The organism is Kitasatospora sp. NPDC097643 (assembly GCF_040302625.1).
Classification (GTDB): Bacteria; Actinomycetota; Actinomycetes; order Streptomycetales; family Streptomycetaceae; genus Kitasatospora.
Map to the genome: position 1 here is coordinate 18,613 of NZ_JBEOSA010000082.1, position 14,738 is coordinate 33,350.

At 73.0% G+C, this 14,738-nt stretch carries 8 protein-coding genes; 1 reads left to right on the forward strand and 7 read right to left on the reverse strand.

Translation table 11 applies throughout. From position 1 onward, the window contains the following. Positions 1–87: 87 nt before the first annotated feature. The 7 genes from ABTY15_RS35095 to ABTY15_RS35125 form a co-directional block, all read right to left on the reverse strand. On the reverse strand, positions 88–1,803 hold the full coding sequence (locus tag ABTY15_RS35095; protein ID WP_350604883.1) for an IPT/TIG domain-containing protein: 1,716 nt from the start codon (positions 1,801–1,803) through the stop codon (positions 88–90). Between the two features lie 304 nt (positions 1,804–2,107). Then, a complete protein-coding gene (locus ABTY15_RS35100) occupies positions 2,108–3,055 on the reverse strand; it encodes a hypothetical protein (protein ID WP_350604885.1) in 948 nt (315 codons plus the stop codon). Further along, entirely contained in the window at positions 3,052–4,230 is a 1,179-nt protein-coding gene (locus ABTY15_RS35105) for a Mu transposase domain-containing protein (protein WP_350604888.1), read from the reverse strand. The genes ABTY15_RS35100 and ABTY15_RS35105 overlap by 4 nt, the downstream gene beginning before the upstream one ends. A gap of 324 nt (positions 4,231–4,554) precedes the next feature. Then, positions 4,555–4,977, reverse strand: a complete 423-nt coding sequence (locus ABTY15_RS35110) for an ATP-binding protein (RefSeq protein ID WP_350604890.1) — start codon at positions 4,975–4,977, stop codon at positions 4,555–4,557. An 89-nt stretch (positions 4,978–5,066) separates the two neighbouring features. Beyond that, on the reverse strand, positions 5,067–11,528 hold the full coding sequence (locus tag ABTY15_RS35115; RefSeq protein WP_350604891.1) for an SDR family NAD(P)-dependent oxidoreductase: 6,462 nt from the start codon (positions 11,526–11,528) through the stop codon (positions 5,067–5,069). 77 nt (positions 11,529–11,605) lie between these two features. Then, the gene (locus ABTY15_RS35120; protein ID WP_502893662.1) at positions 11,606–12,946 is read right to left on the reverse strand and encodes a beta-ketoacyl synthase N-terminal-like domain-containing protein; all 1,341 of its coding nucleotides are present in this window, start codon (positions 12,944–12,946) and stop codon (positions 11,606–11,608) included. A 183-nt stretch (positions 12,947–13,129) separates the two neighbouring features. Beyond that, positions 13,130–13,348, reverse strand: a complete 219-nt coding sequence (locus ABTY15_RS35125; RefSeq protein WP_350604893.1) for a DUF5988 family protein — start codon at positions 13,346–13,348, stop codon at positions 13,130–13,132. A 629-nt stretch (positions 13,349–13,977) separates the two neighbouring features. On the opposite strand from ABTY15_RS35125, the gene ABTY15_RS35130 reads away from it, so the two are divergent. After that, positions 13,978–14,478 (forward strand): IPT/TIG domain-containing protein, encoded by a 501-nt coding sequence (locus tag ABTY15_RS35130; RefSeq protein WP_350604895.1) that lies wholly within the window; start codon positions 13,978–13,980, stop codon positions 14,476–14,478. Positions 14,479–14,738: the final 260 nt, after the last annotated feature.

A 14,738-nucleotide genomic window follows, 5' to 3' on the forward strand; every position in this document is an offset into this window, starting at 1 on the left:
ATGAGCCGGGCCAGAGCCGGGCCAGAGCCGGGCCAGGGCCGGGCCAGGGCCGGGCCAGGGCCGGGCCAGAGCCGGGCCGGAGCCGAGTCAGACGGCGGGGCCGTCGACGTAGGTGAAGGTGGTCTGGCCGCTGCCGCCGAAGGTGGTGACCTCGAGGGTGACGTCTCCGCCGGCGGGGTGGGGCGGGGCGGTGGCGGTGAGCGTCTGGTCGGAGATGACGCCGAAGGGGGCGGGGATGCCGTCGAAGGTGACGTCCTGGGTGGTGGCGAGGTGGTTGCCGGTGAGGGTGACGGCGGTGCCGCCGCCGGTCGGTCCGGAGCCGGGGCTGACGCCGGTCAGGGCGGGTGCGTCGAGGTAGGTGAAGGTCAGTCCGCCGACGCTTTCGCCGGAAGCGATGATGCTGACGGGCACCGGTCCGGGGGACGGGACGCCGGGTACGTCGACGGTGACGGCGGTGTCGGTGACGGACTGGAGGGTGGCCAGTCGGGAGCCGAAGCGTACCGACGTGGTCCCGCTCAGGTTGACTCCGGTGATGACCGCGGTGCCGCCGCCGGTGTAGGGCCCCATGGCGGGGCCCGCGCCGCCGTTGGGGTTGCTGGTGGTGGTGATCCCGGTCAGCAGCGGGACGGGAAGGTAGCAGAAGGTGCCGAAGACGGCCGTGCCCCCGGGCGTGGTGACGGTGACGGGGACCGCTCCCGATCCCGCCGGGCTCTTCACGGTGACCGAGGTCGCGGTGTTGCCCAGGATGGTGGCCGCGGTGTCGCCGAACCGGACGGCGGTGGCGGGGGCCAGGTCGTGGCCCCGGACGGTCACGATGGTGCCCCCCGCGGTGGTGCCCTGGCTGGGCACGAGCGTCAGGGGGACCACGGCGACGGCGTCGTCGGCGTTGTCCGTGACGTAGAGGCGGTTCCCGGCGGGGGTGACCGCGACGCAGACCGGGCCGTTGCCCACGGGGATGCTGCCGGTGGCGGTGCCGGTGGCGGTGTCGATCACGCTGACGGCGTTGTCGGCGAAGTCGGTCGTGTAGACGGCGGTCCCGTCCGGGCTCACGGCCACGAAACGGGGCAGGCTGCCCACCCCGATGGTGGCGGTGACGGTGTTCGTGGCGGTGTCGACCACGCTGACGCTGTCGCCGCCCGCGTTGCAGACGTAGGCGCGGGTGCCGTCCGGGCTGAAGGCGGCGATCACCGGCACGTCACCGGCGGTGAAACTGCCGGTGACGGTGTTGGTGGCCGTGTCGACCACGTTGACGGAGCTTTCGCCGACGGTGCAGACGTAGGCGAGGGCGCCGTCGGGGGAGACGGCGACGCCGACCGGCATGGGGTCGGTGGTCACGGTAGCGGTGACGGTGTTGGTCGCGGTGTCGACCACACTGAGGGTGTTGGTGCCCTGGCTGGTCACGTAGGCACGGGCGCCGTCCGGGGAGAGCGCCACCGCGACGGCTGCGGCGCCGACCGCGATGGTGGCCGTGAGGGTGTTGGTGGCAGTGTCGATCACCCCGAGGGTGCCGTCGTCGAACAGGGTCACGTAGACGCGCGTGCCGTCCGGCGAGACCGCCGTGAGGAACGGGCCGCCGGCGGCGACGATGGTGGCGGTGACGGTGTTCGTCGCGGTGTCGATCACGCTGACGCTGTTCGACGCCCGGTTCGCGACGTAGGCGCGTGCCCCGTCGGGCGTCAGCGCCACACCGAGCGGGGAGACGCCGACGGGGATGCCGGCGTCGCCCGGGGGCAACAGGGTGAAGCGTTGACCGGGCAGCCCATCGGCTGACAGCAGCGGACCGAGTCGGGTGAAGACGCTCATGGCGCAGCCTCTCTGAGCATGTATCGGGGGAACACAGCCCCGGTCCACGGCTGGAGGCGGCTGATGTCTCCCGGACAGCCCACGGCCAACGGCCATGCGGGCGCACCGGCCGCCTCCAGCACGTCTTCCGGCGCAGGATGGGCGGCCCACCGGTTCCATCACTCAAAGTGACGCACAGTGTCGAACGGGGGACAAGAGCCGGTCGTCCAGCATCACCCGAACAGCTCAGCGAAGGACCGCCGGTGCGGACCGGGTCGGGTTCTCCCGCCTCGTCCCTTCGGCTTCTCCCACCCGGCCGCCGCCGTCACCGCTTCCCCCAGTCCCACGGGGCCGGCCGGGCGCCGCGTAGGCACGCCACTTGGTGGACTGCCAGGTCGCGGGTCCGGGAGTCGAGGCGGGCGCGGCGCACGGTGTCCATCACGGCGGTGAGCACGATGACGTCCCGCACGACCTGGTAGCCCGACCACGCGCTGATGCGGTCGTAGGGCACGGCGGCGTCGCCCCGGCCGTGCGCAGTGTAGGTGTGGTGGTAGGCCTGCAAGTCGTCGCCGCGGCCGCGCAGCAGTTCGTTGCTCCAGCGCGCGGCGACCATGTCCCACTCGCGGTGGCCGCGCCACAGCGGTCTGCGCAGCGCCAGCCGCGGGTGCGTCCCGCCGCCGTGGCAGTGGGCGAGTCGTCGGGCGCCGAGGATGACGGTGGGCGGGGTCGGCCAGTCGATGTCTGCCCACTCCGCGCGTAGCCACGCGGTGCACTCGAACAGGAACCGGCGGGCGGAATCGTTCAGCGGGCTGTCGTCCAGGCCGTCCAGGAGGCCGGCGAACGGGTCGTGGTTCCCGAGCCACAGCGCGGCCCCGGGGTGGATCCGGTGCACCGCGGCGGTCACCCGGGCGCTCAGCGACTCGTCCCGGCGCCGTTTCCCGGGGTCGTGCCAGAAGGTGACGGCCCGGCCGGCAGCCGTGCGCACGCCGCTGTAGTACGGGGTGACGACGGCTACCTGGTGCTGTTCCAGCAGCTCCGCGCCCCGCACCAGCGCCCACGCCTCGTCCGGGCCCGTGTGCACCAGGGCGATCGCCCGCAAGGCGGGCAGCGACCAGACGTCGGCGGGGTGGTCGCTGACCAGCTCGGCGTGCCGGGCGTCGTCGCCGGTGGCCGCGCAGGCCTGGGCCAGGGCCGCGTAGGACGCTGCGACGTCCTGCCTGCGGGCGTGGCTGGTGGTCCTGAGCAGCGCGCTGGTGCTCGGTCCGATGCTCACGGAGCAGTCCTCGGGTACGGAATCGACGGACACGATGTCCTCCGGGCTCGCGCCCAGGTGCCGGAAGTCCGGTCGGGCCGTTCCAGGGCGATCGGGCCGCCGTGCTCGGTGACCGTCCGGCCCGCCCCCCTCGGCGCCCGCCGGAAGCAGGCGATGACCGCCCCGCGGGTGGTGGTGATCGACAGGTGGGGTTCGTCCAGCCGTCGGCGGATCCGTACCTCGTTGCCGACGAGACCCGCGGGGAGCAGGTAGAAGTTGCCCTCGAACGGCACGAGCCCCTGGGGGTCGACCCTGCGCTGCACGCAGATGCGGGCCGGGAACGGCTTCGAGGGCAAGGGCAGCAGGGCTCGGGGGTGGCAGCCCGCCTGTCGGTTCCGGCTGCCCGAGCGCTCGGTCAGGCGGTCGAGGCTGTCCTGGGCCGCCTGCACGCTGGGTTCGCCGGCCGCGGTGTCCCACCAGTGGAGGACGACGGAGCGGCGGGCGCGGACGACGGGGCTGGGCGCTGCCGTCTGTGGGCGGATCGCGATGGAGGCGCCGTAGTGGATCGCGATCTCGTGGAAGACGGCGGTCACCTTGCCGGCCGTCGAGCAGACCGGCGGAGTCCGGTCGAACAACCAGCGCTCGCCGGTGCCGCCGAGGCGGCGCAGTACCTGGTCCAGGGCTTCCACGCAGTGCGGGAGGTCGCTGGTGCCGGCCAGGGCGGCCTGACAGTGGCCGGATCGCGTGAGCGAGCCCATGAGCAGGTACGTCTCGCGCCCGCAGTCCCATTCGGCCGGTGGGGCGGGGAGCTGTACCCAGTCGAACTGCACGTCTTCCAGGGGTCCGCGGCCGGGGCCGGCCCTCCCACGGTGGCGCGGTCCGCGGCGCGGCCACATCAGATGCCTGCGCAGGGCGCGGGTGAAGGTCGAGTAGGCGCGGTTGTAGCCCAGCTCGACGATCTCGCCGTGGAGGACGTTCGCCTGGAGGTGCGGATCGTCGTCGAGGCGCTGGCGACAGTACGGGACGAACTGCAGGAACTCGTCACGGGTCACCGCCCGGACCCCTACGGTCCGCTCTCCGTTGAGGTAGGCCCTGACCGTCTTGCGGTCACGGCCCATGCACCGGGCGATCGCCGAGATGGACCAGCCCTGGTGGCGCATGGCGCAAATCTCCCGGTATTCCTCTGCATTCAGCATCCAAACCCCTAGCTATCGGACTTCCGCCGCCGCAAAGCGCCTTGAATTAGTGGCGGCCGCCAGGCATGGTCGAAAGAATATAGCACGCGGCAGAAACCGCCCGAGGCGGCGGAAACGTTTCTTTCCGGATATTCCGTGGGCAATTTCAGGGAGCGGGTTCGCTGCTGCCCCGCCCGAAAATTTGGCCCGGCTCCGCAATGCAACCCCGCGCACCCATTGGGGAATTCCGCCGAGCGGCGCGGGAATTGCATATCGGGGCAGGCGTGCAGGCACGCAGGCAGCCAGGCATGCGCGGACGGCCGGGGCGGCGGACGGCGCGCGGCCTCACAGCGGCAGTCGGCAGGAAACCGTCTTGGTTCCGTCGACATGGAAGCGGTACCCCCACGAGCCGGCGATGCTCTCCACCAGAAGCAGCCCGCGCCCGCCTTCTTGAGAGGCGGGCGCCCGGTGCGCCCGGGGAGCGATACCGGAACGGTCTCGAATCCCGATCGACAGCCACCGCTGCTCGAGCGCGATGGTCACCCTGATCGGCTGCTCGTTATCGGTGTGCCGGATCGCATTCGTCAGGAGCTCAGTGGTCAGGAGTTCGGCGTCCTCGGTGATGTGTGCCATATCCCAGTGGCTGAGAATGGCGTTCACGGCACGGCGCACGGGCCGCACGCAATGGGCCTCCGGCAGGACGAACATGGTGATGCTCCGGCCCCGCTTGTCGTGCGCGTCCGGACGCGGCGATTCGGTGGAGGTCATGGCCGTCCCCCGGTTCCTTCCCCCGGCAGGGCCGGAATCCCGTGCTTCGCGGTCCGGCAGTGGTTCGGCGCCGGCAGCCCGGAGCGGGCTCATGGGTTCTTCCTCGGCGGTTCGGTGCCGGCGGTGGCGTCCGGCGGCTGGGCCGACCTCGGCGAGCGGGGCGCGGCGGGGTCCACGGCTCGGGGCGCGGCACCGTCCGGGGGATCCGGTGGAGCGTCGGTGGCCAGGCCGATGCCGATGTGCCGTGCGAGGCCGTCGGCGAGCGCTGCCAGCGTGGGGTGGCCCGCGACGAAGTCGCCGGCCAGCCTGACGCCGAGCGCGGCCTCCAGACGGGTGCGCAGCTCGATGCGGAGCAGGGAATCGAACCCGAGCGCGTTCAGCGGGGTCTGCGGGTCCAGGGTGCTGGCCCCCAGCCGGAGCACGGTGCGGATGTGTTCGGCCAGGTAGTCCTCGAGGAGCGTGCGGCGGGCGAGGCCGGGTTCCGCGGCCTCCAGCTCGCCCCGGATGTCGCGCGCCGCGTCCTGCCCGGGCGCCTGTACGGGGGTGCCGGGCGCCTCGGGCGCGAGGAGGGCGAACAGCGAGGACGCCCGCCCGGCCGGGGGGATCCAGGTGTCCGGCGGCCCCGGGATGACGCCGGTGCGTACGCGGCCGTGGGTCAGGAGCGCCGACAGGGCCTCGAGTCCTTCCGCCGTGGGAATGGTCTGGTAGCCGCGGGCCGCGAAGCCGGTGGCGACCCCGGTCTCGCCCCAGGGCCCCCAGTTCACGGCCAGCGTGGGCAGGTCCAGGGCGGTGCGCCAGGTGGCGAACGCGTCGAGCCACGCGTTGGCGGCCGAGTAGGCGCCCTGGCCCGGGTTGCCGAGCAGGGAGGCCATGGAGGAGTACAGGACGAACCAGTCGAGCGGCGATCCGGTGGTGGCCTCGTGGAGGCGCCAGGCGCCGGTGACCTTGGGATGCCAGACGCGTTCGAGCTGGTCGTCGGTGATGTTGGCCACCGCGGCGTCGTCGAGGACCATCGCGGCGTGGATGACGCCGCGCAGTGTCCCGCCGCCCGCGGTGGCCTCGGCCACCAGCTGCTCGGCGGTGCCGGGCTGCGCGATGTCTCCGAGCACGACGCTGATGCGGGTCCCCTGTTCGCACAGTCCGGCGAGGACCCGTTCGGTGTCGGCCGAGGGAGACGTGCGTCCGTTGAGGACGAGGTGGGCGGCGCCCTGGCCCGCCAGCCAGAGGGCCGTGGCGAGGCCGACGCCGCGCAGGCCTCCGGTGACGATGTAGGCGCCGTCCTTCCGCACCGGCGAGGGCGGGTCGCGCAGTACGGCGGTGGTGCGGCCCTCGCCGGGCACCGTCAGGACCAGTTTGCCGATGTGCCCGGCGCCGGCCATCAGGCGGAAGGCGTCGGAGGCCTGCTCGAGCGGATAGGTCCGGCACGGCAGCTGGGCGAGGGTGCCCCGGTGGAATTCGGCCAGGACCTCGCCCAGCAGCTCGGCGAAGGTGTCCGGGCGGGTGTGCTGGAGCTCGACGAGGTCGACCGTGCTCAGGGTGATGTTGTGCCGCAGCGGCGCGAGACCCAGCGGGGTGTCGGCGAGGATGTCGCGCACACCCAGCTCGACGAACCTGCCGAAGGGGCGCAGCGTTTCCAGTCCGGCCCTGATGGCGGGCCCGGAGAGGGAGTTGAGGACCACGTCGACACCCTCTCCGTCGGTGGCGGCGCGGGTCTGCTCGGCGAAGTCCAGCGAGCGGGAGTCCATGACGTGCCGGATGCCCATCGCCCGCAGGTACTGGCGTTTCTCCTCGCTGCCGGCGGTGGCGAGCACGTCGGCGCCCAGGCGCCGCGCGACCGCGACCGCGGCCAGTCCGGTCCCGCCGGTGGCGCTGTGGATCAGGACGCGCTCGCCGCCGGTGAGCCTGGCGAGGCGGCGCAGTGCGTACCAGGCGGTGAGGTAGGCGATGGGCAGCCCGGCGGCCGTCTCGGCGGGCAGGCCCGCCGGGACGGGGGCGACGGCGGCGGCGGGCAGGGTGGTGAAGGTCGCGAAGAGGCCGCCCCGCACGTCGGCGGCGAGGACGCTGTCGCCGACGCACACGTGCCTGACGCCCGGTCCGACGGCGGTGACCACGCCGGTGGCTTCGAAGCCGATGCGGTAGCCCGCTTCGTCGTCGGTGGCCAGCATGCCCATGGCGGTGAGCACGTCGCGGAAGTTCACGCCCGCGGCGTGGAGGCGCAGTTCGACCTCGCCGGGGCCGGGAGCACGTCGCGGCGTGGTGGTCAGGTGCAGGGCGTCGAGGTCGCCGAGCCGCCCCGCGTGGATCTGGAAGCGGTCGGCGCCGTAGCGCACGGTGCGGGTGACGGCGGTGGCGCGTTCGGTTTCCGACAGCGGGGTGTAGGACAGCCGGGCGATGTGCCGGGTGTCACCGCGCAGGGCGATCTCGTCCTCGGGAGGGTCGGCGAGGAGTTCGGCCGCGAGGCCGTGCAGGCCGGTGTCGGCGCGGTCGGCGTCGATGAGGGTCGCCCGCAGCTCCGGGTGTTCGTGCGTCAGGACGCGCACGAGTCCGCGCAGGGCGCTCTGGGCGAGGTCCGCGGGCTGCCCCGGCTCCGGATCGTGGGCGGACCGGGTGACGGCGAACAGGCGTGCGGGCGTGCCGCGCGCGATCGCGCTCTGCGCGGCGGCGAGCAGGCGGCGGGTACGGCGCAGTGCGATCGCGGCGGCGTCGTCCTCGGGCGCGGACGGCGCGGACAGGAGGACCACGGCGCACGGTGCGGCCACGCGGTCCCAGTGCCGGGCGACGGTCTGCCTGAGCGGCTCGAGGGCGGCGCTGTCGACGGGGAGGTCGAGGACCTCGGTGCGGGCTCCGGCGAGCTCGAGGGCGTCCGCCAGCGTCCGGGCGGATCCGTCCGCCTCGCCGATGACGAGCCAGGGGCCCGGGGCGGCCGGGTCGGAGCCCTCCCGGCGCGGCACGGGCTGCCAGCGGGTTTCGAGGAACCACCGGTCGACGCTTTCGTCGGCCCCGGCGCCGTGGCGTACGAAGCGCAGCGCGTCGATCTCGACGAGGGGGTTTCCCGCCTCGTCCAGCAGCCGCACGTCCCCGACGATGCTGTCCGCGGCGGTGTGGGTGAGCCGGACGTGCGCGTAGCAGGCGTCCTCGGGGGCTGCGAGAATCCGCACGGCGCGCATCCCGACGGGCAGTACCAGGCCGTGGCCCGGTTCGTCGATCAGGCCGGCGACGACGAGCTGGGCGCACAGGTCCAGGAGGACCGGGTGGATCCGCAGGCCGTGGCGGGCGGTGCTGGCCGGCTCCGGCAGCGTCACGCGGGCCCAGAAGCTGTCGCTCTGGGCGGAGGCGCGCAGCTCGGTGATGCCGGTGAAGGCCGGGCCGTGCTCCAGGCCCCGTGCGCGCAGGCTCGCGTAGAGGGCGTGCGGATCGAGGACGACGGGGTGGTCGGCGGCCAGTGCGGACAAGGGGAGCGCCGGTGTCCGGGGGGAGGCGTCGACGCGGCGCAGGACCGCGGTGGCCTGCCGTACCCAGGTCCCGTCCTCGCCCTGGCCGAAGACCTCGCAGTCGGCGCGGTCGGCGCCGGTCAGGGTGACGGTCGTGCCGACGGGCGTGCGGGCGTCGAGGTGCAGCAGCTCGCGGAAGTGGATGTCGGTCGCTTCGACCTCGTGCGCGGCACCGTGGAAGACCTCGCCGGCCGCGGTCAGGGCCAGGGCGCAGTAGGCGGCGCCGGGCAGGACCGGCTGGCCGTGGACGCGGTGGTCGGCCATCCAGGGCAGGACGTCGGTGCCGGCGTCGGCGTGCCAGGTGTGGCGGGGCTGGTCGCCGGGCACCTCGGTGTGTGCCCCCGGCAGGGCCGCGGGCGCGCTTCCGGCGTGCGAGGAGGCCGCTGGGGGCGCGGTGGTGGCGGTCCAGTGGGGTCGGCGGTCGAAGGTCAGCGCGGGTACGTCGGCCAGGCGGCCGTCGGCGTAGAGGCGGGACCAGTCGACGCCGACTCCCGCGCAGTGCAGGGCGGCGAGCTGGGTGCGGAAGGTGGTGCGTTCGTCCTCGCCCTTGCGCAGCGTCGGCAGGATCACGGGCTCGTGGAGCAGGCCGGCCAGGCTCTGGGCGAGGGGGCGGGTGACGACGGCGTGCGGCGAGACCTCGACGTACACCTGGTGGCGGTCGGCGGCGGCCGCGGCCACGGCGGCGCTGAAGCGTACGGGCCGGCGCAGGTTGGCGCACCAGTAGGCGGCGTCGAAGAGCGGGGTGTCGCGGGGGTCGTCCAGGACGGTGGTGTAGAAGGGGACGGTCGGTCGGCTGGGGGTGAGCTCGGCGAGCGCGGCGGCGAGGTCCGCGAGCAGCGGGTCGACCTGGGGGCAGTGCGAGGCGACGTCGACGTCGATCATGCGTGCCACGGCTCCGCGGGCCTGCCAGGCGGTGGTCAGGTGCCGGACGGCGGCGGCGGAGCCGGCGACGACGGTCGAGTCGGGCGCGGCGACGACGGCGACGGACACCGTGCCGTCGCCGAGGGCGGCGAGGTCGTTCTCGACGGTCGCGCGGTCGAGGCCGACGCTCGCCATGGCGCCGGCTCCGGCGATGCGGGTGAGGAGGGCGGACCGCCGGCAGATGACGCGGACGCCGTCGGCCAGGGTGAGCGCTCCGGCGGTGACGGCGGCCGCCACTTCGCCCATGGAATGGCCGATGACGGCGGCCGGTTCGACCCCGTGGTCGCGCCAGGCGGCGGCCAGGGCGACCTGCATGGCGAACAGCGCGGGTTGCACGCGGCCGCAGCCGCTGATGTGCTCGCGGTCGCGGACGGCCCGCAGGACGGAGAACCCGGTTTCGGCGCTGATCAGCGCATCGGCTTCGGCGAGGGCCTTGGCGAAGGCCGGCTCGTGGTGGAGCAGGCCGTGCCCCATGCCCTGCCACTGCGAGCCCTGGCCGGAGAACACCCAGACGGGACGGCGGCTGACGCCCGCGCCCACGTGGCCGCGTACGACGCCGGGGTGGGCCCGGCCGGCTTCGAAGGAGCGCAGGGCGTGCGTCAGGTCGCGGTGGGAGCCGGCCACCACGCCGAGTCGGCCGCGCCCGGGGGAGCGGCGCAGGGCGAGGGTGTGGGCGATGTCGCGCAGGGGGGTGGCGGCTCCCTCGGTCTCCAGCCAGCGGGCCAGGCGCGCGGCGGCGGCGGGCAGTGCGTCCGGGGAGCCGGCGGCGAGGAGGAGGACGTGGGGCGGGGTGGCCTGCGCCCGCGTCGGCGGTGCGTCGGCGGGGGCGGCGGTGCGGCGGCGGGTCGGGGCCTGTTCGAGGACCACGTGGGCGTTGGTCCCGGAGAAGCCGAAGGAGGACACCGCGGCCAGTCGCGAGCCCGTCCGGGTGGGCCAGGCGGACAGGCCGGTGGGGACGAACAGGCGGGTGCCCTCGGCGCTGATGGCCGGGTTCCACCGGGTGAAGTGCAGGTTGGGCGGGACGAGCCCGCGCCGGAGGCAGAGCACCGTCTTGATCAGGCCGATGACGCCGGCCGCCGGTTCCAGGTGGCCCACGTTCGTCTTCACCGAACCCAGCGCGCAGCGCCCCTGTCCCACGCCGTAGACCGCGGCCAGGCTGGAGAACTCGACGGGGTCGCCGACGGGTGTGCCGGTGCCGTGCGTCTCCACCAGGCCCACGTCGCGCGGGTCGGTTCCGGCCCGGACGAGGGCCTGGCGGTAGAGGGCCTGCTGGGCCTCGGCGGAGGGCGAGGCCAGGACGTCGGAGCGGCCGTCCTGGTTGACGGCCGAGCCGCGGACCAGGGCCAGGACGCGGTCGTCGTCCCGTAGTGCGTCCTCGAGGCGCTTGAGGACGACGACGCCGCAGCCCTCGCCGCGGACGAAGCCGTCCGCGGCCGCGTCGAAGGTCCGGCACCGGCCGGTGGGCGAGAGCATCCCCATCCGGGCGAAGGACATCGTCGTCCTGGCGCCGAGCATGAGGGTGACGCCGCCGGCCAGCGCGAGATCGCACTCGCCGTCGCGCAGGGCCTGGCAGGCCAGGTGGACCGCCACGAGCGAGGACGAGCACGCGGTGTCCAGTGCCACGCACGGGCCCTGTAGGCCCAGCAGGTAGGAGATGCGCCCCGGGGCGACGCAGTGCCCGTTGGTCAGGACCGCGCCCTCGAGTTCCCGGGGCTGGCCGGCGAGGGACTCCATGTAGTCGGTGTAGCTCAGGCCCGAGAACAGCCCCGTGGAGGTCCCCGCCAGCCGCTCCGGGGGGAGTCCGGCGTGTTCGAGTGCCTCCCACGTCACTTCGAGGAGCAGCCGGTGCTGGGGGTCCAGGACGTCGGCCTCCTTGCCCGAGACCCCGAAGAAATCGGCGTCGAAGCCGGCGACGTCGCCGAGGTATCCCCCCCACGGCGGCATCGGCCCGGCGGCGTGGGCCGGGACCGCGGCCATGTGCCCCGCGCGGCCTATCGGCGGTTCGCCGACCGCGTCCTGGCCGGCTTCGAGCAGCCGCCACAGCGCGGCGGGCGAGTCGATGTCGCGGGGAAGCCGGCATCCCATGCCGACGACGGCGATGCGCCCGTCAGCGGCTCTCAGGTTTTCTGCGTGGCCCATCACATGCTCTCCTACGCGCTTGCGCGGACGGGGGTCGGGAGCTCGCCGTCCGGCGGTGCGGTCGGCGGATGCCGGGGTCAGTCGACGTCCGAGCTGCCCAGCAGGATCGCGCTCTTGACGCCTCCGATCTGGTAGTTACAGGTCAGTGCGTAGTCGAACTCCAGGTGCCGGGTGCGGCGGCCCGGGACGGGGTCGAAGCAGATGTTGTCGGCCGGCTCCTCGCAGTTCGCGGTGGGGCACACCTCCCCCTGCTCCAGCATCAGGAGGGTCAGGGCGACGCCCAGGGCTCCCGCCGGGGCGCCGTTGTGGCCGAAGCACGCTTCCTGGGAGGTCATCAGGAGGTCTCCGACGGCGTCGCCGTAGAGCTGCCTGGCGGCGTTCGCCTCGAACGCGGTCACCACGACGTCGCCGTCGCTTCCGCCGTGGATGTAGGGGACCTGGCCGATGTCCCACCGGTCGCCGAGGCACTTGCGGATGGCGGCGACCAGCGAGGCGCCGTTCTCGTCGCTGGCGAGCGGATTGGACAGGCCGTCACGGGTCATGCCGTGCGACAGGACCTGGCCGTAGGTGTACGCCCCGCGCTGCTGGGCGTGGTCGCGGCTCTCCAGCACCAGGGTCACCGATCCCTCCCCGTGGTTCACGCAGTCGGCCCGCCGGTCGTAGGGCCTCATGACCCGGTCGAAGGCCGGGAGGAGCTCGGGCATGCCGTCGACGCGGATGGAGTCGTAGGCGCGCTGGGCGCCGTGCAGCAGACGCTGGACGTTCTGGATCACGTCCACACCGAACACGTCGACGCCGGTGACGATGGCGAGGTCGGTGTCGCCGTCCGCGATCATGCGGCGGGCGTTGCCGATCTGGACGGCGGAGGACGCGCAGCCGCACGAGACGGTGAAGCAGGGGCCGGTCGTACGCATCAGCGCCCCTTGGACCAGCGCCACGTCGGAAGGGGTGAGTCCCTGCTGGGCCCTGACGAACAGTTCCATCGCCTGTTGCGGGGTGATGGTACGCGCGTCGGCGTGCAGCACCTCGAGGTAGCTGGAGACGTTGGCGTCGATGCCCCCGCGCCCGACCAGGACGGCAGCGTTGGTGAGGTCGCCGTCCGGGATGCTCAGTTGGGCGTCCGAGCAGGCTTCCACGAGGGACACCAGCCCGTAGCGGTGCGCGTTGGTGTAGTGCTGGGAGAAGATGCCCGGCAGCCCGGGCAGCCGCTCCGCGAACGCTGCGTCCGGCAGGTCGACGGAGCCGTAGTAGACGCCGTGGTGCTTCAGGCACGAGCGGCCGGTGGAGGCCACGTCCCAGACCTCGCCCGCGGTGAACAGCGGCTGCTCCTCGCCCGGCAGGCAGAACCCCATGCCGGTGACCAGGGTGTCCCGCCCGCCGGCGCCGCCCCGTGCGCGCGCGCCGGAGAGCCCGCTCACGACGCGTCCCCGGAGGTGCGGGGCGGATGCTCTGTCCGTACTCGTACGGGACGGTCGCTGGTCATTGCTCACCTCGGAGTGTGGGGTGGGGTGATGCGGGACGGCGCCGCGTGGGTGTGCGGCTCCCGGGGCCCGGCGTCCGGTGCCGGGGAGACGGTGGCGGGGAGACGGTGGCGGGCGCACCTACTCGGCGATGGCGGTCCGGTACGACCACTGGTAGACGGGCATCAGCACGCCCCCGACGTCCGCGAAGTCCTGCGTGATCTCGAAGTGCTCATAGCCGTTCCCGCGGGGGATCGTCAGCCGGCTCTCGATGCTCCCGGATCTCACTTCCTGAATCTCAGGAATGTCGCTCGGGCCGCCCTTGAGGAAGACGAGCAGGCAGTGGGACACGACACTCACCTTCCCATTCGAAAACGCGGAAATAATTCTTCGAGGACGATCAAGCTGCCGGGCTGGCGGCGTACACCCTGAATACCCCCAGGGGAGGCCGGTTAACCCAGGAATCCCAACAGCGCATGAAGTGCACGAGGGGCGCACCTGCACCGCGGGCCGCAGATCGCAGGGGACGCCCCGGAAGCCGTGATTTCATCTGAACAAAGCCCCGATCAGGAATCGCCGGCAAGGATAAGTACGAATACTTCACCACGCTCTCCGCGCCGCGCCATGCCCGCGAACATAACAGCAGGTCAGAGGGTTCGTGGGGTCGATTTTCGCATACGATCTCCCCAGTTTCCGAGCGCCCTCGCCATGATTCCGGATCGGATTCTCTAGAACTCCTCGACGGGCACCCGGGAAGCCACTTGTCCGCGCTCACCAAAAATACCCAATGGCAAGTCCTCGGTCGCTACCGGCTCCACTCGGCGAGGCGTCGAAAAAATTGTGCGCCCCGATCCGGCGTCATGCTCCCGCCCTTATCGAATTCCCTATTGCCACCCGATGGCGCCCGAACCTACCGTGAGGAAAAACGCCTCGCCGACTCGGCCGCAATGGCCTTGTCGGGCGTTCGGAAGACGGAAAAGAGGAATCCTATGTCCCCGATTCTCCTCGCACTCGTCCCCTCGCAGGGTCCGGCGACCGGGGGTAGCCCCGTGCTCCTCGTCGGCACCGGACTGACCGGAACCACGGCGGTCCTGTTCGGCGCCACCCCCGCGCTCAGCTACACCGTCCAGTTCGACGGCGCCATCACGGCCGTCGCCCCGCCCGGGGTCGGGACCGTCCCGGTCACGGTGATCACGCCCTCCGGCACCAGCAACAACCTCAGCTACACCTACCAGGAACCGACCCCGCCGACCATCCTCGCGCTCGTGCCGCCGGTCGGCCTGGCCACGGGTGGCCTGCCCGTCCTCATCGTGGGCCACGGCCTGTCCGGCGCGACGGTGGTCCTGTTCGGCGCCACCCCCGCCTCGAACTTCACCGTGCTGGGCGACGGAGCCATCCTGGCGGTCTCCCCGCCCGGGTCCGGGGTCGTCCCCGTCACGGTGACCACGCCCGCCGGGGTCAGCAACGGCGCCTCCTACACCTACCTGTAGGACGGCGGCCGGCCGCCGGTCCGTGCGAGGGGATGAGCCGGCGGAACGAGAACAGTGAGCTCCGACAGCGTCTGCTGTCGGAGCTCACTGTTCGTCGGAATCCCGTCATGGACGGGATTCCGATGTCCGCCGCCGCTCCCGGAAGCGGCGGCGGAGGCCCTAGATCACCGGTGGGGCGGTGTAGGTGTAGGCGAGGCTGTTGCTGGTGCCGCCGGGGGTGGTCACGGTCACCTGTACGGTGCCCGAGCCCGCCGGCGCGG